The following is an 18665-nucleotide window of genomic DNA, read 5'->3' as shown; positions in this document are numbered from 1 at the left end:
TAATCGGTATATACCTATAGCCTAGTCTATAAATTCAAACAAATGATATTTGATTTGTGTAAGGGTTTGTTTACAGGCAATAGGCTCTACAAAACTAGCAATAAAATCTTGCCAAAAATCATAGTACAAATAGCTTTGTAAAGGATGATGATCAGAAACTGGAAAGCACGGTCCATGGTTTGCTTCCAACAACCATAACCGCCCGTGATCATCGACAAGAAAATCAAAGCCATAAATGGCTAAAGTTCGTAATTTACCGGAAATAAAAGCCTGAGGATATAGTCTCCGTAATCCCTTCACTATCGCAGCCACAATCTCCTTAATCTGCGGGTACAGGGTGGGAGTAAACGAAGCAAAACGCTGAGATGGAATTTGAATCACATTGGATTCATCTTCTTGTAAATGCTCATTGGTCAAGTGCGGACGGAGATCAGAAAACTCTTTTGCCGGAAAAGGGTGCATAGCCACATTAAAGTAACCATGAGGATACAAATAGGTTCCCGCATAATTTGTTACGATAACAAACATGCGGATACTGTATTTCCGTCTGTCTCTTAATAAATGGGGATTGGTAATGTATTGCTGCAAAACATGCTCTCCTCCCAAACGTTTGCTATTGAGATAATGTTGTTCTAATTCACTTAACTTGTTAAAGATTTTAATTTCTTTCCCGTTATTAAGTAGCGAGGGCTTTAGAATCCAGACGAGATCGTCGATTTGATTAAGTACTTGCTTGTGGAACAAATAATATTGATTACCAATTTGATTTAAAACATCTGGCCAATTTTCATCGTTAATGCAGTAGGTTTTTGGCATAACCTCAGGGCAATATTGCTCAACGAGCCGTGCTAATAGATGCTTATATTCAAGGGTTTCGGCAGCCTCAACATTAAATTGTAAGTTAGCATCACTAAAATTGGCTTGCCACTTAAATCGACGCGAACGCCAACCCTGCTCCTTGAGATAGCGTTGCAAATTATAATGGGTTGGCGATTGTGATTGATTTAAACAAAAACAGGGCCGGTTATTCATTTCTTGATGAGCTTTTAAGTTTCTATTAATTCACGCTTAGCAGAAAGTATAGTTGAATTAATGGCAAAACCTAACCCGCCAACTGCTAATCCCCAAAAAGCCGAACCTATACCGTATAATGAAATTCCAGAAGCAGAGACGAGAAAGGTAACGAGTGCAGCCTCCCGGTGGGTTTCATCATCGATGGCAAGCTTTAAACTACTACCTATCGTATTAAGAAGGGCAAGACCGGCTATTGCCATGACCAGCGCTTTAGGAAAAGCCGAAAACAAGGCTACAACCGTCGCCCCGAAAATGCCCGTTAGCAAATAAAAGAGTCCAGCCCATACCGTAGCGCGATAACGCCTGGCAGGATTAGGATCTGCTTCTTGACTCGTACAAATAGCAGCCGTGATCGCAGCTAAATTAAACGCGTAACCACCAAAAGGGGCTAGGATTAATGTCGTTAATCCGGTCCAGCTAATAAGCGGTGAAATTGGGGGGTTATAACCTGCGGCACGTAATACCGCGACTCCCGGAATATTTTGTGAGGTCATTGTCACCACAAAAAGCGGTATACCAATACTTACAAGCACAGACAAAGAAAACACGGGAATCACTAGTTGTGGAATGGATAGCGCAAAATGACAATTGCCTAAATCAAATAAACCTTCATAACCTGCAATAGCAACCCCCAGTATAAGCGTAAGCACAACGACATAGCGGGGAAAAAGATGCCGACCTAACAAATAGCTAATAAACATGGCAGCGACTAATATAAATTGCTGTTGCATTGCTACGAATAAATTCATTCCAAATTGCAATAAAATTCCGGCTAACATTGCTGAAGTAAGCGAACGCGGAATATAACTCATTAATTTCTCAAACCAACCCGTTAATCCTAATAGAAGAATTAGCAATGCGGAAAAAACAAAAGCACCTATCGCCTCAGGCATAGACACTCCGGTTAAACTGGTTACCAGTAGCGCCGCTCCCGGTGTCGACCAAGCGATTAAAATAGGCATGCGATAAAAAAGGGAAAGCCCAATACTTGTCAGCCCCATCCCTACACCAAGTGCAAGTAACCATGAACTCACCTCGGCATAATTACCTCCCGCTGCAGCAGCGGCTTGAAAAATAATGACTACTGAACTGGTAAATCCCACCATTACGGCAACAAAACCAGCGGTAAGGTTGGCAAAAGAGAACTTATTGACCATAATAAATCTCCAACTAGATAGAAGAACGTGCGTTTTAACGCACGAAAGCTTATAATAAACTTGTGCGCTATAACGTACAAGTTTATTTTGGAGCCATTTTGAAAAATATTTCACGCCACATTGCAGAAACATTAAAAAATTTACGCCAACAACGCGGCTTGAGTTTAGACAAAACTGCACAGCTAACCGGTGTTAGTAAGGCCATGCTAGGCCAAATTGAGCGCGAAGAATCAAGTCCTACTATTGCTACGCTGTGGAAAATTGCCAGTGGCTTGCAAACATCGTTTTCATCTTTCATTGAAGAGCCTCCCACTGAATCGGGGGGGGTTATTTATCGCTCTGTGCAAACTCAAAGCCTCAGCCATGTCGATGACCAAATTCGTATCACAACGCTTTTCCCTTTTGATCAACAATTACACTTTGAGCTTTTTTCTATCGAATTACCGCCTGGCTGCGAACATTTATCCACCGCTCATGAGGCTGGGGTTATTGAACATGTTATTGTGGTGAGCGGGGAAATGGAGATTTTACTTAATGATGCCTGGCAAACTTTGCAGCAAGGTGATGCAATACGCTTTGCTGCAAACCAAGCCCATGGCTATCGAAATAGACGCACATTGAGCGCTGTTTTCCATAACATTATCCATTATCCGGTTTAACTATCATTGGCCATTAAGCACTTTTATGGGAAAAGGCGGTAATTCCTTATGCTTTTTCAAAAAATCAGTCACTTCCGTTACTTGCTTTACTGTTGCTGAAGAATAAAGACCCTGGGTACAAGCGGAATTATTATCGCTTTCGGTAACGATGACATACGGCCCTTTGTTTTTAACGACCGAACAAAGACAAGACGCTTTCTTTGGATCCGTTTTATCAATTAGGCATGGGCTGTCTAAACACCAAGCCCAAGGCCGGTCATTTTTACAAACAACATAAGCTTTAATTGGAGAATATCGCGAGCTTACTGTTTGGCCCTTACTCGTTTCAACTGCACCTGTGCAAGGTTTTGTACCAGCTGAATAGCCCTCAGTTACATCGCAATGGCAGGAAACGAATCCCTTTTTATTTGGTATGGATTCACACAATGCCGAAGTACACAAAGCAAACTTGCTTTTGCAAAGAGTAAATCCAGCCGTTGCAACAGATGGGGTAATAACAGCAATCATCAATAAAATAACGAAAAATGCCTTTTTCATAGTCAATCCATTTGTATAAAAACTGAATAATTAGATGGCTAATAGGTTTTTTTGGGCAATTTTAATTCCATTAACTCCTTACTTATGCTACCATAGCCCAACGTTCAAACTATACATCTACTCCAATGATTATCCTATTACTAATTCTTGGAGCTCTTGTAGTTATTAGAGTCTACCAACAATCACAAAGAGCACTGTCTCTCGAAACCACCTCTCCAGCCACAACAGATTATTTAAAACTGGTTAAAGATGTCGTTAGCCTACGTCAATCTCAATCTGAAGAGAATAAAATGCAACTACAAACTCGCTTCATGAGTTTTGTTGCCGATCTTGGTGCGCGTTCGCTCCAAGAAGGAGGATCAGGTGTAGGCTACTTTAGGCTGCCTAATTTAACACCCGTCTATGTGCTCTCCAATCGCGCAGTCATCAAGAAATTTTACGAAGGCAATGCCTATCTCGATAATGAGCAAAAGAAACAGATCCGATTTGGTCAGAAAAAATTCTTCACACGTCTCGCTATCATATTAGGGCAAGATAATTTAATGTCAGCCGATTTAGGTTCAGCGACACACAGTGAGGTTCGAGCGGCAATTCTCTCTCGAAACGAAATGTTCAGGCCTAAAATAGCTGACCTAGTTTTACGCTATTTTAAAGAATACGAAAAATCGGAACAAGGCCGCCCCCTCTCTGACGTGATGGATGCACTTTCAAGGCAAGTATTGATTGCAACCTATTTTGATCCCTTAGTCATTAACCAGTTTGAAACGCTTTATAAACCTGAACTGACCAAAGAACTAATTTCTTTCTTATTCAGCCTTGATCCAATCAGTACTAATGAACAACAATCTCTTGTCAAATTGCGAGAAAAGATTTTTGAGTTAGGCTGCAACTTGATTTTTTCAACCTCTGAAATAAAACAACAATTGCTGGAAGAGAAAAGTTGGCTTAATTATCTACTTAAGATTCGGGTCTTGGGCAACGAAGCACTGCAGGATGAGCTTGCTCGATTAGATATCTTTGTTTCTCCAAAACGCGAACTGTCAAGCAGCCAATGTGAACGTCTGGTTCGCTATGCAATCAGCAATAACGATCGAACCCCCCTTGCTGCAGCCGTAAAAGATGCCGTCAATGAAAGTCTGTTTATTCCTTTATTAGGTTTTGATGCAACAGCCACGGCTTTGATTACTTCGCTAAGAATTATCATCCAAGATAGACGTATTTATACGCTTGTCATGAAGGAAATACGGGAAAAACTTGCCAATCAAGAAGATTTCGTTCTTCACTCTCCGTGGGATCTTGGCAAAGAAGGGGCTTTATCCTATATGGAAGCTGTCATCCTCGAAGCGTTACGTTTATCTCCTCCTGCCCCGATGATTCCTGAAACGATCAACGAAACACTCAGCCTTGGGATTGATGGTAAAACACTGGTTTTACCTAAAGGGGCACTGGTATTTATTCCCCTGGAAAGTCTCCATGTTCATCCCTCCTATTTTCCTGATATCCCTCTTTCCCCAAGGGGCCAAGAAATATTAGGCAAACAGTCGATGAGTGCATCTGATATCTTTCCAGAACGTTGGTTACCCAAACACAAAGATGAAATTTATAACGCTGATTTTTTTCAAGAAGGTTACCTAAACGAAACTGATAGTTCGGTAAATCCTAGACAACTGGAAAAAGAAGGCGGGTTGTTAACCTTTAAAACAGGCCCAAGAAGATGCCCAGGTCTGCGCATTGCTTTGGCAGAAATTTTAGCCCTATTTAAGATGCTATCCGTTTTTAAATTTGAGCTCGATAACGAAGAAAATCTAGCTTTAGGTTTTCACTATGCAACGCCACTACAGCGAAATGGTGGAAAGGGAACAATCACCATTACCCCGCTTGAAGAGACCAAGCAAACCGCTACCGTAAGGAACAGTGCAGCTCAAGAATCCAGTTTTTCTGCAAGTGGCAATAGTCCTTTTTTTAAATCTTCGCCTGAGTCCAGACGCTCCCGGCTCGATGCCATTTGTCTTTCATCGGAGAAAACCGCCATGACAGGTAGGATTTAAACTTGCAAATTACAGGCAAAATGTGTATAAAGGAAGTTCAGTGCGATATATTTGTACATTTTTAGACGACTTGAGAATGAGCGACTTACTCACCCAAAAATCATTTTTCCCAGTCGAGGCCAATCTCTTTAGCCTTGCTGTCGCCGTCTATTCTGTCGTGGCCCCCGCGGCCATCTAACTACTCCACTCAAAAATCTACTTAACCACCTCACCAACAAAAATTTGGGAACAAGGCTTATGCAACAATATAAATCCATTTTGATTTATGGCTTCGCAATTTTCGCGATGTTTTTTGGCTCAGGAAATCTGGTTTTTCCGCTGCAAATTGGCTATGCAGCCGGGGATAGCTGGGTGATGGGGTTCGTGGGCTTGATGCTAACCGGCATTTTATTGCCACTCATGGGACTTTTTGTTATCAAGCTTTACCAAGGCAATTATCATGCTTTCTTCGGTAGCGCTGGAAAAATTGCTGGGCTGCTTTTACCCCTTATCATGCTTTCACTTCTTGGCTCATTCGGAGTAGTACCCCGTTGTATTACCGTGGCTTATGGCAGCCTGAGTTATTTGATGCCTCAAATGAAGCTGATGCCCTTTAGCTTCTTATTTTGCCTAATTACTTTTTTCTTTTGTTTAAATGATAAAGTTATGGTTAAGGTATTAGGAAAATGGATGAGCCCTATTTTGTTGGTTACTTTAATCATTATGATTGTGGTTGCTGTGTTTAAAGCCCCGGTTACCGAAAGCAATGTGCTAGCCAATACCGCCTTTCTGAATGGATTTACTACAGGCTATCAAACGATGGATTTATTTGCCGCCTTTTTCTTTTCTGCACTAATTTTTACTCAAATCCAACAGCAATTTCCTAACGCAAGCAACCGAGAAATCCTATTATTCGCGATTAAGCCGAGTATTCTTGGTGCTTCGCTTCTCGCTTTAATCTATTTTGGTTTTGTATTTCTTGGTTCACATTACACATCTATTCTTAAGAATACCGCGCCTGAACTGATGCTGCCCAGCATCGCTGCCCAAGCCATGGGTAATTACGCAACATTATTTATCGGGGTTGCGATGTTCTTCTCCTGCCTGACGACTGCGGTGGCATTAAACAACTTGTATGCGCGTTATCTTTGCTCGGCGTTAAACATTAAAGAAGATAAATTTTATCTTCTATTATTGGCTACAACGGGGGTTTCTTTTATTGTTTCCCTTCTTGATTTTCGAGGAATAGCCGCCTTCCTATCCCCCATCCTCGAATTAACCTATCCAGGGGTGATTGCCTTAACCATTATGGCAATTTTGCTTAAAGAAAAGCATACCTTAAAGAAAGCGGTGTTTTACGTTATGACTTTTTTCATGTGTGTACCCATGGCGATTCATTAAAGGGCGAAGAAATTTACATTCTTCGCTCTGCTTTTCGGTAATAGTTAATTTAAGGCAATACGCTACAAATTGAGCAATTTAATTTTTGCCTAATAATAACTGAGTATAATGATGAAGTTTTATTCAATTGGATTTGGTAAATGGGAAAAGATTTAAATCAAACACAAGCTGCATTAATGATTCAAAAAATTTGGCGTGGGCACCAAACCAGGAAAAAATATCTTTTTAAACAACTTCCAAAAGCCGGTTTTTTTGTTTGCAAAACCTACATCGTGGGCAATGATCCGAAAATTAGAGGTTTAGAACCTTATAAGACCTCAGAAGGTAAAATTGCTCTGGTAGCTACCTCAGGCTTAAGATCTTTGGATCTAATCTGTACTCTAGGTAATAAAGAAAGCACACCTAAATTGATTATTGTTGATTATAGTAGCTATGTCGTTAGTTTTTGGAGAAAATTACGTGAGTTAGTTGAATCTTCCCAATTTTCTGATAACAGTGATTTTGAGCAAGCTTTTGTTAGTTTCTTAAATAAAAACAAAGGATTGTATTACGAAAATCAAGATCAAATCTTTGATGACGATAGAAATCTAAATTATGAAAATCAAAATCCAGTTGTTTATATGAAAGAACTGATAGAACATCACAGTTTAGAATTTGTTTTATCAGTGATTAAACATTCCACTATTATTGCGCAATCATGGCAGGATGAAGGTTTATTTTATGTTTTGAAAAACATTATCGACCTCAATAACATTGAGGAAGTTTATGCTTACCCTTCCAACATAGAAGCTTGTGGAACCTTTACTCGACTAAGCATTAAACTCTTGGATCCAAAACTAACTATTTCTACAAATTACCCTAGCGCAACGTCTATTCCAGATCGCGTTTTTTTGGAAGAGCGGAAAAAAGCTGATTCATCGGATTGGATTGATGAATGGGATGATTCCGAAGACTCTGATGATGAAGAAGTATATGTAGATTCTGAGCAAGAGGACTTAAATACTAGTGATGAGGAAACTCAGACGCTGGGACTCTAGTAAGGGAAATGTCAACAGACCCTAATAGGATTTAAACCCCGATCCGTGTATAATGTCGAATCCATGAACAAATACTCTACTTTTGCTTCACTGCTTGAGGCGATGTAGCCGCTTTATTGTGAAACAGGTTACTTATGATTGAAAAGATTCGAAACATAGCCATTATTGCCCACGTCGATCATGGCAAAACAACCTTAGTTGATAAATTACTGCAACAAACAGGCACCTTGAATGAACGCGCACCAAAGGTCGAGCGTTTGATGGATTCAAATGCTTTGGAAAAAGAACGAGGAATAACCATTCTCGCCAAAAACACTTGTGTCCACTGGCATGGTTATCAGATTAATATCGTCGACACCCCAGGACATGCCGATTTTGGTGGGGAAGTTGAACGTATTTTATCGATGGTGGATAGTGTATTACTGCTGGTAGATGCAGTTGATGGCCCTATGCCGCAAACACGCTTCGTAACTCAAAAAGCATTTGCACGCGGCTTAAAGCCTATTGTGGTTATTAATAAAATTGACCGCCCCGGAGCCAGACCGCATTGGGTCATGGATCAGGTTTTCGATTTATTCGATAACTTAGGCGCTACCGATGAGCAGCTTGATTTTCCAGTTGTTTATACCTCTGCTTTAAATGGCTACGCTAAGCTTGATCTGGAGGAAGAGTCAACCGATATGAGTCCTTTGCTACAGACGATCATCGACCGCGTTGCGCCACCCGATGTAGATGAAGAAGGGCCATTCCAGATGCAAATAAGCTCGTTGGATTATTCCTCTTATGTTGGGACAATTGGCATTGGTCGGATTAGTCGAGGTCATATTAAAGCTAAATCGGCAGTCAAAGTGATTGATAAAGACGGTAATATCCGCAGCGGCCGCTTGCTGCAACTCCTTGGTTTCAAAGGGCTCGAACGGATTGAGGTCGAAGAAGCAAATGCAGGTGATATTGTCGCCATTACCGGGATAGAACAACTGAATATCTCTGACACTATCTGTGATCCGAATACAGTGGAAGCACTGCCTCCTTTGAAAGTCGACGAACCAACAATCAGTATGACTTTTCAGGTTAACGACTCACCGTTTGCCGGCCAAGAAGGGAAATTTGTAACTAGCCGTAAAATTCGTGAACGTTTACAAACCGAATTACTCCATAACGTGGCGCTGCGTGTCGAAGACACAGATGATCCCGATAAATTTAGAGTATCTGGTCGTGGCGAATTACATCTGTCGATTTTGATTGAAAACATGCGCCGAGAGGGTTATGAACTGGCCATCTCTAAGCCTGAAGTCATTATGCGTGAAGAAAATGACGATCTTTTAGAACCTTATGAACGCTTAACCGTCGATGTGGAGGAAAATCACCAAGGAGCCATCATGGAAAAACTCGGTGAGCGCCGTGGGGAATTACAAAATATGTTGCCCGATGGTAAAGGGCGTGTGCGTTTGGATTATATTATCCCTACTCGCGGTTTAATTGGCTTTCACACTGAATTTTTATCAAGCACTTCAGGTACTGGATTAATATACCACGTTTACGACCATTATGGACCAGCAGTACGTGGCCGTATCGGCAAACGGAACAATGGGGTGCTTATCGCCAATTGCCAAGGTACAGCGCGTGCCTTTGCTTTATTTAATTTGCAAGAACGTGGCCGATTGTTTATCGAGCCGCAGACTGCCTGTTATGAAGGGATGATTGTCGGTATCCATGCGCGGGATAATGATTTAGTTGTTAATGTAACTAAAGAAAAGCAACTCACCAATATTCGTGCGGCAGGCAGCGATGAAAATATCATTCTGACCCCACCGATTAAGCTTTCTTTGGAACAAGCGCTTGAATTCATTGACGATGATGAGTTAGTGGAAGTGACACCGCAAACTATCCGCTTACGCAAAAAAGCATTGAAAGAAACTGATCGTAAACGCGCTTCCCGTGCAGCAAGTGAGGAATAATTAAACTCTGTTAACCTTGCGGCAATAGGAGCTGAAATGCTTTGCCTATAAAGCCAACCTTCCGCGGAATCTGGGAATTCCTCTCTACAGCTGGTCCCGCGGAGTACTCGCAGGAGATAGAATGGGGAGGACTCCTGTTTCATCCGCTTTATTTTTTTGTCGGGTGCAGAGAATTTTTGCGCTTCTGAATTGCGTGTAATACCCATTTTTCAAACTCAATCACTACAAACATAATGATGCAGATTGATATAATAATCACCCATTCAGTGAGTAATAGAGGCTTTGCTTCAAACAAAGTTTGCATGAAAGGGAGATAAGTAAACCCTATTTGTAAACTTATCACGATGCTTATCGAAGTTAACACAGGGAGACTGCCGAATAGACCTTCGAAGTTTAAAACAGAATCATAAATTTTCCGGCAATTAATCAGATAAAAAATCTCCATTACAACCAATGCATTGACTACAGTGGTTCTTGCATAATAGAGATTGGCGCCACGATGTGTTTCATAAATAAATAACCCAAAGATAACCACCACAAATAATATTGAAACGAATAATATTCGCCATAATAAAAAACCGGAAAGCAACGGCTCCCGGGATGCACGTGGTTTACGCAACATGATGTTGCCTTCTGTTGGCTCGAAAGCCAATGCTAATCCAAGCGTGACTGCGGTAACTAAATTAACCCAAAGAATTTGTAACGGTGTAATTGGCAGTGTATAGCCAATTAAAATGGCAAGAAAAACTGTTAATCCTTCCCCGGCATCATTCGGTAATAAAAAAAGAATCAGTTTTTTTAAATTGTCATAAACCGTTCGTCCTTCTTTTACAGCCAGTACTATGGAGGCAAAATTATCATCAGCCAATACGATTTCTGAGGCTTCTTTGGCAACATCCGTGCCTTTTAATCCCATTGCAATACCGATATCAGCATTTTTTAGCGCAGGCGCATCGTTTACCCCATCACCCGTCATCGCAATGATATGGTCGTGCTCACGCAGTGCATTGATTAGTCGCAGTTTATGTTCCGGTGTCGTTCTTGCATAGATGTCGATGTCGTCTATTTTTTTTGCGAGCAAGGCATCATCTAATTCATCCAGATCTTCGCCAGTTAAAACTTGATCAACGTCAATACCAAGCTGCCTGCCAATTGCACGAGCTGTTTCTTTATGATCACCTGTGACAATTTTGATACGAACACCTGCTTTTTGACACTGCGCAACCGCATGAAGAGCTTCTTCTCGCGGAGGGTCCGTGATCCCTATGAGACCTAAAAAGATAAGATTTTTTTCAACGTCATTGACTAGAAGATTTGCATGGCTGTACGCTGTCGTGCGATAAGCCAAACCAATAACTCGCATACCGTTTTGCGCAAGTTTAGTGATTTGCGTATACCAAAATGGTTTATCAATTGTAATGGGCTTCTGGTTTTGCAGTTGATATGAACACATATCGAGGATTCTCTCGGGTGCACCTTTGACATAAATGTAAGCGTTTCCATTATGGTCATGATGCAAACTAGCCATATACTTATGAGTCGAGTCAAAAGGAATGAAATCGTTTTTTTTATACTGCTTAAGCGCATTACCATAATCAATGTTTGCTTTAAATCCTAATGCTAGAAATGCGCCATCGATCTGATTACCAACTAAATGCCAACTTTCATTTTCTTTATGCAGAGCAGCATCATTGCAAAGTAAACCTGCTTGGATAAGCTTCAATAAATCAGGGTGCGAATTTAAATTAACCTCTTGATGATTTAAATGAATCCTACCCTTATCGTTATAACCACTTCCAGTGACGAAATAGTCGTGCTCCGCCGTTATAACATGTTGAATGGTTAGCTCATTTTTAGTGAGCGTTCCTGTTTTATCCGTGCAGATGACCGTCACTGAGCTTAATGTCTCGACCGCAGGAAGTCTTCTAACAATAGCTTGATGCGTTGCCATGCGCGTAACACCTACAGCTAAAACGATGGTCATGACAGCTGGCAAACCCTCAGGAATAGCTGATACAGCAATAGCTACAGCGGCAATGAACATTTCATCAATTGGATAATGTCGGATAAAAATGCCAAATAAAAAAATGACTAATGAGAAAAATAAAATGGCTACTGCCAACCAGCGAGAAAAAATAGCCATCTGGCGGATTAAGGGGGTAGCCAATTGCGGGATGCTTTCAAGCATTGAAGATATCCGGCCAATTTCCGTTCTTTTTCCAGTTGACACCACAATACCTTTGGCAAAACCATAAGTCACTAAAGTCCCTGCATAAGCCATGCATAAACGCTCAGCAAGGGGTGTATTTTCGCTTACAATACAACAATTTTTATCAACCGGGATCGATTCGCCTGTTAGAATGGCTTCTTGAATTTGTAAATTCTTTGTTTCAAGTAATCGCACATCGGCAGGTACTTTGTCTCCTGAATGAAGCAAAACAATATCACCAGGAACCAGATTGCTTGAATCCATATGCAAATGCTTGCCCTCACGTACCACATGGGATTGCGGGGTTAACATATTCTTTAATGCAGCAATCGCTTTCTCGGCTTTTTCTTCTTGGATATACCCAATCATGGCATTAAGCATGACAACGCCAACGATAACACCAGTGTCTATCCAATGCTGCAAACATGCCGTAAAGAAGGCAGCGATCAATAAAGTATAGATGAGCACATTATGAAATTGATTAAGAATTCGCTGAAAAACCGGGGTTTTAGGCTGAATTGAAATCGCGTTGGGACCATAGATACCCAACCGCCTTTTTGCTTCCTCTAAAGAAAGACCATCTAAGCTTGAGCCTAATTTCTTTATTAGAGCATCAGCAGAATGGGAATGCCATTTGTCCTCTACGTTATTCACTTTTGTATTCCTTATGGTCTCAATAAAATCTTAGCTCATTGTCTTCGATAATAATCGAGCTAGGGACGGATTTTAAAAAGTTCATCCGTGAACTTCATCGAATGGGCCTTCGAGTAAATGGCATCAAAAAACTGGTACTCATATTCAGCCGAAATGCGAAAGGATGCGCAAATGGCAATCTGCTTTTCCACACACAAAACTCCTTTAAGCAGTTCATCACTGATCCTTATAATCTCTTCCGTCGATGACTTAAATTGTTGGCTGGAATAAGATGCAATCCACGCCAGGTAGGGGTTATTGGCCTTACAATGATGAACTTGCATTCGTTTTCCTAGTTCCATGTATATATAGAAACAGGGAAGAAGGCTAATAACAGCCTCCTCGACAGAACTATTTTGCGCCTTATGCAATAGATAGCGTGTGTAATTGGCAATTACCGGAATTTCTTTTTGTTGTGAATTTTTACTTTGGCTAAAAAGGGAATACGGGAGCAGTTTGCCAAGGTATTTTTCATGCAACTCGCGCTCGGTTTCAAGCATGTCTCCTGCAAACTGTTTAAACTTGTGCTTATGGGATTGTACTGTCAGCCTTTCAGAGGCAATTTGTAGGGCAAGGGCGAATTTCCGTAAATAGTGCCTGTCTTGCTCGATATAATGTTGAAATGATTTTATCGGCAAACTTCCTGCTTTGAGTTGATAATTAAAGGGATGGTCGTAAATTTGTGAAAGGATTGAAGCGCTTTTGGTGATTATTTTGTTCACAGTCAAGCTACTGTGAATCATCCGCAGTCCATGAAATCTTTCGCGTGCATAAACTGCTGAGCAGATGAATCGCGTCTTCACACTTACCTCCTTAAAAATTAAAAGAATGGAAGGTAAGGTGCAAATGACCATAACATGGCACTTTCACTCTCCCTCCGCAGGCATTACCCAGTGCAGGTTCTAAGGGTTTTTCTCAGCTTTGTTAACCAAAGCACCCCTGGTGAATTTTTCGTAAGTCTATCCAGTATTGTTGCTTACTGTCAAAAAGAATTATTAAGCAAAAAAAAGAATAATAAGGTAGAATAAGACCCAATTTTATTTCAGCGTCCACCTACCCTATCGACAACGACAACCATGAAACAAAAATTTAAACGAGTCATTCTCTATGCGCGCCAATATCGTGCTAATGGAGGAGTTACTGAAAGCTTGCATCGTTTGGTTGATTTTTTACACACCAAGAAAATTGATACCTTCTTAGATGTTGATACCGCATCGAGTTTTGACATTGATCTTCCTACCCTCTCCCGTGAGGCAATGGGGGAAAAACAAGATTTAATTGTAGTCGTCGGTGGTGATGGCAGCCTGCTTTCTGCTGCGCGCATGGCCATTAAAGTCAATGTCCCAGTTATTGGAATCAATCGCGGCCGACTAGGCTTTTTAACTGATATTTCACCAAATAATATCGAAAGCCATCTTGCCCCAGTTTTAGCAGGCGAATACGAAGAAGAGCAACGTTTTTTGCTCTACACCAGAATCCATGATGGGGAAACCACCTATTTCCAAGGTGACGCGCTTAATGATGTGGTCTTAGGACGTGGAACTGAAACACATTTAATTGAGTTTGATGTGATCATTAACCAGCAATTCGTTTGCCGCTACCGTTCTGACGGTTTAATCCTTTCAACGCCAACTGGCTCTACTGCATACGCATTGTCAGCAGGTGGACCTATCATGCACCCTCAATTGAACGCCATTGTTTTAGTGCCCATGTTTTCTCATAGCCTAAGTTCCCGGCCGTTAGTTGTTGATGGCCAGGTAAAGATTGATTTAAAAATCAGTATGCGCAATGAAAGCGATTTACGGGTCAGCTGCGATGGCCATGAGTCACGTATGGTTAAACCTGGCCAATTGGTTTCCATTGAAAAAAACGCACAGCAACTTCGCCTATTGCATCCTTGCGATTATCATTATTATGATACATTACGGATTAAACTAGGCTGGGAATCTAAACACCAGGGATAAACCATGTTAACTACCCTGCGCATTGAAAATTTCGCAATCGTCAAACAACTCGATCTTGATTTCAAAAGTGGAATGACCGCTTTCACTGGCGAAACAGGAGCGGGTAAATCCATCATGATTGATGCATTAATGCTTGCCCTTGGTGAGCGTGCCGATGCCTCAGTAATTCGTGCAGGCGAAGAAAAATGTGATATCAGTGCAAGCTTTCAATTTGAGGCACAATCAGATCCTGCACAATGGTTATTAGAACATGACATCCAATGCGATGAAGGTGAGATTTTACTTCGCCGAGTGCTTTATGCTGAGGGCCGCTCTAAATCTTATATTAACGGCCAACCTTTTCCTTTACAAAAAGTGAAAGAGTTGAGTGAGATGCTGGTTCACATTCACGGACAACATCAACATCAAACATTATTGCAACACCCGACCCATCGGCAGCAATTGGACATCTATGCTGGTCATTCCGGGCTATTAAATGAAGTGAACCTTCTCTACCGGCAATGTCAGAACATCAAGCAAGAGTTGGATGCCTTGCAAAGCCAAGAGAAGCACAACGACAAACTCGATTTATTACGCTTCCAGATTGAGGAGCTAACGGCGCTTGATCCGAAGGAAGGGGAAATGCAAGCCCTGCATGAGGAGCATCAATTACTTCATCATGCACGCGATTATTTACAGCACACCCAACAAATCTGCCATCTTTTAAGTGCAGATGATGCCCCAAATATTTGCCAGGCGCTTAACCAAATTCTTTCGTGTTTGCAAGCATTGCCAAAAGAGCAACCTCAAATAAAGACTGCTTGCGAACTCATCAATTCGGCCTTGATTCAATGTGAAGAGTCACTGGATGAAATACAAAAATTCGCGGAACAAGTGCAATTGGATCCAGAGCGTTTACATGAGGTTGAAACCCGCATCAGCATTTTGCACCAAGCTGCACGCAAATATCATATTGAAGCCAGCCAATTACCCATTCATGCTGAAAACCTGAGGAATGAATTAGAAACTATCCAGAATAAAGATAAGCGGATAGATCAGTTGCTGCAACAATACCGCCAGCAAGTTCGCACCTTTGAAGCAGCGGCACTAAAGTTGAGGGAATCAAGGCAGCTCCATGCTGAAAAATTAGCTAAAGAAATCACCCATATTATTCGCCAGCTAGGTATGCCTAAAGGCTTTGTAGGCATTGAAATTACCCCATTAGACAAAATGCAACCGCATGGTTTGGATAAAGTAGAGTATAGAGTTTGTACCAACCCAGGCATTCAGCCAGATTCATTAACAAAAATTGCTTCTGGCGGAGAGCTTTCACGCATTAGCCTCGCCATACAAATGATCACCGCACAACGAGGCTCTACTCCGACTTTACTCTTTGACGAAGTGGATGTAGGTATTGGCGGAGCTACTGCTGCTCTCGTTGGCCAACTCCTGCGTAAGTTAGGGGAACGCCTACAACTATTTTGTGTCACTCACCAACCCCAGGTTGCTTCCTGTGCCCATCACCATTTTGTTGTGGAAAAATATTCTGACAATGAGCAAACTTTTTCCCGTATTATCCAATTAACTCAAGCCGAAAAAATTGATGAAATTGCTCGCATGCTTGGAGGACTTACAATTACTGAGCAAACACGGTCACATGCGAAAGAATTACTGGCAGAGAACAGTTAACACCTGCCAAAGTATCCTCCGGGTTACGGCTCACCTAGGCCCAGGCTTCTGCATCACTAACTTCCCAAATCGTGTAATAGTTCGGAAGGCTTTTTCATAGAACATTTCCTTGTACGAAGTGAGTTATTCTTAAATCGCTTCGTGGCCAAACGGATCATGATGATAAATTCTTATCGCCATCGCAATCATTGCCATATTATAAATAATATTAATTCCAATATAACAAATAACTGCTCCGAGTAAATTTAACCAGGGGATTAAAATAAAGCATGCAACGATCTGTAATAGCATCATCGATATAGTCAATTGTGCACCGATGATATTCCCTTTGCTTGAATACTGAATCATTTTGGATAACGGCATAGAAATGGCATAAGTGACTATATTAATTAAACAAAAATAAGTATATGGAAGTGCCCGAATAAAATTCGATTTATAAAGAAGGAGAATATGCGGAGCACAAGCAGCGAGAGCAATCACCAGAATAATTGAAATACCAAAAGTAACGAATAAATATTTCATCATGGTTGCTTTCAAAAATTCTCTACTTTGTGCAAAAGCGGCAGAAATTTCGGGACCGATTAAAATGCCAATTGGGCTTATTGCAATAGCTGCTAAAGAAATGATGGAAACAACAGCTGAAAACAATCCTACAGACTCTTCATCAGCCCCTATGAATTCAATAATCAACAACGGAATGGAGGCAAATATGTATTTATTTAGATTTTGCACGGTGTAACCGTACATTTTTTCTTTCCATTCAATGTAACTTGTACCGGTCTTTGGATATTTGCCATAAAGCCGCTGTAGTGTCGTTCTTCGTTCAATGGCGACGGATAGCATAACGATAAGGACATAACTGACAATAAAGCCAATAAGCATGACATGAGGGAAGTAATGCCTATTTTCATGAAACAATACCGGATAAAGATAAAAGTATGTAAACAAACTTAGGCCAAAATAGAACATCGTTTGTAATAAACTTAAAAGAATAGCGGTACGCATATAGTCAACTGCGCGGAAAAATTGAATAAATATGTTATATAAAGACAACGCTACAGCGCCCCAAAGAAATAAAAAAAGAGGATGACTAATTTCGAAAACATTAACATCACCAATGATATAACTCAGCGCGATGATTGCCAGACTTAAAAGGGCTCCTCCAGTGATTAAAGTAGTATAGATAGGTTGGAGAAAATCCTTTACCGACTTCGTTAGGTTACCAATTTCATCATATTTTTTTCGTATATAAAACTTAGGAACATAGTAAGCAATAATTGAGTCGATACCGAAGGTAATGACTGTGGCTATTAATAATAAGGCACTCGTTGCTACTGAGAAATCGCCAAATAACTCCTCACCAGCGTGCCGGGCCACTATCATATTGATGATAAACAACATGAGTTGATCGGCAACGATAATGAACAAATTCAAATAAAAATCCATAATTCTTAATGCCTTATTATTCTGGAGTTGTAAGCTTTGAAAAACCAATATCTATTCTTAACTGTAGCAAAGTTTTAGGATGGCGAAGATAACAAAATAAATTGTGCTTTACCCGGGATTGAACTGGTCGTCTTCAGGAGTATCTTGTTCAACCTGCATTTCATCATGTTTATCAATTGGAGCAGGGTGATGAAAGAAAGTATGCCGCGGCACTGTCACAGGATAAATCGTTTTTTTTCGATCCATTATGGCTTGAGGATCGATCGGTAAATCCGCTTCAAAACGCTCGAGTTCGGTTAATCGAAGATCTCTGCTATAAAATCTGAACGTTCTTTCATTATCTATAGGGTTACATTCTATTTTTGTGACATCATTAAGCAGGTATAGCCGATTACTGTATTGGTACAGCATTGCCATCATTAACGAACCGAGACCTTGGCCTTGGCGGGATGGATTAACACCCAATGCACTTAATACTAAGGTATCTTTATAACAATGAATCATCATTCCCGCCAGTATCACCTGTTGATTAACAGGCAAATTATTTATTAAACCGGTTTCATGCTTCACTTAGAACAGACAATGATAATCCGTACTTGTTAAATAGTTTACCATTGCTTCTTCTTCGAATATTTCTTCGACAAAGGCATCATCCTCACTTGCCTCTGATATCGAGCTGTGAAATAGCAATTTTAAAGGTTCAACCACCCTAGAAAAGTTGCTGCCTGTTAATTCGTGTAGGGTAATCCGGTTGTGTAAAAGATACCTTTTAATGTCATCAGAAATAGCATCAAATGGAAAATTCATAATAGCCTTTTAAATAGGAAGCATAGTA

15 protein-coding genes and 1 riboswitch are annotated in these 18665 nt (G+C 40.8%); of the genes, 7 read left to right on the top strand and 8 right to left on the bottom strand.

The genetic code is table 11. The features are described from left to right. Positions 1-21: 21 nt before the first annotated feature. Positions 22-1032, bottom strand: a complete 1011-nt coding sequence (locus LMI_RS00915; protein ID WP_045098126.1) for an ATP-grasp domain-containing protein — start codon at positions 1030-1032, stop codon at positions 22-24. Positions 1033-1046: 14 nt separating this feature from the next. Continuing rightward, complete coding sequence (locus tag LMI_RS00910; protein WP_045098125.1) at positions 1047-2231, bottom strand: benzoate/H(+) symporter BenE family transporter; 1185 nt, start codon at positions 2229-2231, stop codon at positions 1047-1049. Between the two features lie 98 nt (positions 2232-2329). On the opposite strand from LMI_RS00910, the gene LMI_RS00905 reads away from it, so the two are divergent. Further along, the gene (locus tag LMI_RS00905) at positions 2330-2890 is read left to right on the top strand and encodes a helix-turn-helix domain-containing protein (RefSeq protein ID WP_045098124.1); all 561 of its coding nucleotides are present in this window, start codon (positions 2330-2332) and stop codon (positions 2888-2890) included. Between the two features lie 3 nt (positions 2891-2893). On the opposite strand, the gene LMI_RS00900 is transcribed toward LMI_RS00905, so the two are convergent. Next, positions 2894-3427, bottom strand: a complete 534-nt coding sequence (locus LMI_RS00900) for a hypothetical protein (RefSeq protein ID WP_045098123.1) — start codon at positions 3425-3427, stop codon at positions 2894-2896. A 125-nt stretch (positions 3428-3552) separates the two neighbouring features. Between LMI_RS00900 and LMI_RS00895 the strand changes: the two genes are divergently transcribed. From LMI_RS00895 to typA, 4 genes are all read left to right on the top strand, one after another. Then, positions 3553-5475, top strand: a complete 1923-nt coding sequence (locus LMI_RS00895; RefSeq protein WP_045098122.1) for a cytochrome P450 — start codon at positions 3553-3555, stop codon at positions 5473-5475. A 237-nt stretch (positions 5476-5712) separates the two neighbouring features. Continuing rightward, the gene (locus tag LMI_RS00890) at positions 5713-6855 is read left to right on the top strand and encodes a branched-chain amino acid transport system II carrier protein (protein ID WP_052679405.1); all 1143 of its coding nucleotides are present in this window, start codon (positions 5713-5715) and stop codon (positions 6853-6855) included. Between the two features lie 140 nt (positions 6856-6995). Further along, on the top strand, positions 6996-7892 hold the full coding sequence (locus LMI_RS00885) for an IQ calmodulin-binding motif-containing protein (protein WP_045098121.1): 897 nt from the start codon (positions 6996-6998) through the stop codon (positions 7890-7892). Positions 7893-8026: 134 nt separating this feature from the next. Beyond that, positions 8027-9850 (top strand): translational GTPase TypA, encoded by a 1824-nt coding sequence (gene typA / locus LMI_RS00880; RefSeq protein ID WP_045098120.1) that lies wholly within the window; start codon positions 8027-8029, stop codon positions 9848-9850. Positions 9851-9998: 148 nt separating this feature from the next. Here typA and LMI_RS00875 read toward each other — a convergent pair whose 3' ends face one another. Together LMI_RS00875 and LMI_RS00870 are read right to left on the bottom strand one after the other, a co-directional pair. Then, a complete protein-coding gene (locus tag LMI_RS00875; RefSeq protein WP_045098119.1) occupies positions 9999-12713 on the bottom strand; it encodes a cation-translocating P-type ATPase in 2715 nt (904 codons plus the stop codon). Positions 12714-12772: 59 nt separating this feature from the next. Next, positions 12773-13555, bottom strand: a complete 783-nt coding sequence (locus LMI_RS00870; RefSeq protein ID WP_064102968.1) for a TenA family protein — start codon at positions 13553-13555, stop codon at positions 12773-12775. 51 nt (positions 13556-13606) lie between these two features. Then, positions 13607-13703, bottom strand: a riboswitch (TPP riboswitch). A gap of 125 nt (positions 13704-13828) precedes the next feature. Here LMI_RS00870 and LMI_RS00865 point away from each other — a divergent pair. Next, positions 13829-14716 (top strand): NAD(+) kinase, encoded by an 888-nt coding sequence (locus LMI_RS00865; protein WP_045098117.1) that lies wholly within the window; start codon positions 13829-13831, stop codon positions 14714-14716. Positions 14717-14719: 3 nt separating this feature from the next. Then, entirely contained in the window at positions 14720-16384 is a 1665-nt protein-coding gene (gene recN / locus LMI_RS00860) for a DNA repair protein RecN (RefSeq protein WP_045098116.1), read from the top strand. Between the two features lie 129 nt (positions 16385-16513). Here recN and LMI_RS00855 read toward each other — a convergent pair whose 3' ends face one another. From LMI_RS00855 to LMI_RS00845, 3 genes are all read right to left on the bottom strand, one after another. Further along, on the bottom strand, positions 16514-17830 hold the full coding sequence (locus LMI_RS00855; RefSeq protein ID WP_045098115.1) for a lipopolysaccharide biosynthesis protein: 1317 nt from the start codon (positions 17828-17830) through the stop codon (positions 16514-16516). Positions 17831-17938: 108 nt separating this feature from the next. Further along, a complete protein-coding gene (locus LMI_RS00850; protein WP_045098114.1) occupies positions 17939-18400 on the bottom strand; it encodes a GNAT family N-acetyltransferase in 462 nt (153 codons plus the stop codon). Then, positions 18401-18637: a hypothetical protein gene (locus tag LMI_RS00845; RefSeq protein WP_045098113.1), complete on the bottom strand. Its 237-nt coding sequence runs from the start codon at positions 18635-18637 to the stop codon at positions 18401-18403. Between the last annotated feature and the right edge of the window lie 28 nt (positions 18638-18665).

This window comes from Legionella micdadei (genome assembly GCF_000953635.1).
In the GTDB taxonomy this organism is placed as follows: domain Bacteria; phylum Pseudomonadota; class Gammaproteobacteria; order Legionellales; family Legionellaceae; genus Tatlockia; species Tatlockia micdadei.
Note: the sequence above shows the minus strand (reverse complement) of the source record. Positions and strands in the feature narration are given on the sequence as shown.

Excerpts from the sequence above, each read along its gene's own strand:
- LMI_RS00855 (WP_045098115.1), bottom strand. The coding sequence starts at position 17,830 with ATGGATTTTTATTTGAATTTGTTCATTATCGTTGCCGATCAACTCATG.
- LMI_RS00895 (WP_045098122.1), top strand. The coding sequence starts at position 3,553 with ATGATTATCCTATTACTAATTCTTGGAGCTCTTGTAGTTATTAGAGTC.
- recN (WP_045098116.1), top strand. The coding sequence starts at position 14,720 with ATGTTAACTACCCTGCGCATTGAAAATTTCGCAATCGTCAAACAACTC.
- LMI_RS00845 (WP_045098113.1), bottom strand. The coding sequence starts at position 18,637 with ATGAATTTTCCATTTGATGCTATTTCTGATGACATTAAAAGGTATCTT.
- LMI_RS00865 (WP_045098117.1), top strand. The coding sequence starts at position 13,829 with ATGAAACAAAAATTTAAACGAGTCATTCTCTATGCGCGCCAATATCGT.
- LMI_RS00890 (WP_052679405.1), top strand. The coding sequence starts at position 5,713 with ATGCAACAATATAAATCCATTTTGATTTATGGCTTCGCAATTTTCGCG.
- LMI_RS00900 (WP_045098123.1), bottom strand. The coding sequence starts at position 3,427 with ATGAAAAAGGCATTTTTCGTTATTTTATTGATGATTGCTGTTATTACC.
- typA (WP_045098120.1), top strand. The coding sequence starts at position 8,027 with ATGATTGAAAAGATTCGAAACATAGCCATTATTGCCCACGTCGATCAT.
- LMI_RS00910 (WP_045098125.1), bottom strand. The coding sequence starts at position 2,231 with ATGGTCAATAAGTTCTCTTTTGCCAACCTTACCGCTGGTTTTGTTGCC.
- LMI_RS00915 (WP_045098126.1), bottom strand. The coding sequence starts at position 1,032 with ATGAATAACCGGCCCTGTTTTTGTTTAAATCAATCACAATCGCCAACC.
- LMI_RS00885 (WP_045098121.1), top strand. The coding sequence starts at position 6,996 with ATGGGAAAAGATTTAAATCAAACACAAGCTGCATTAATGATTCAAAAA.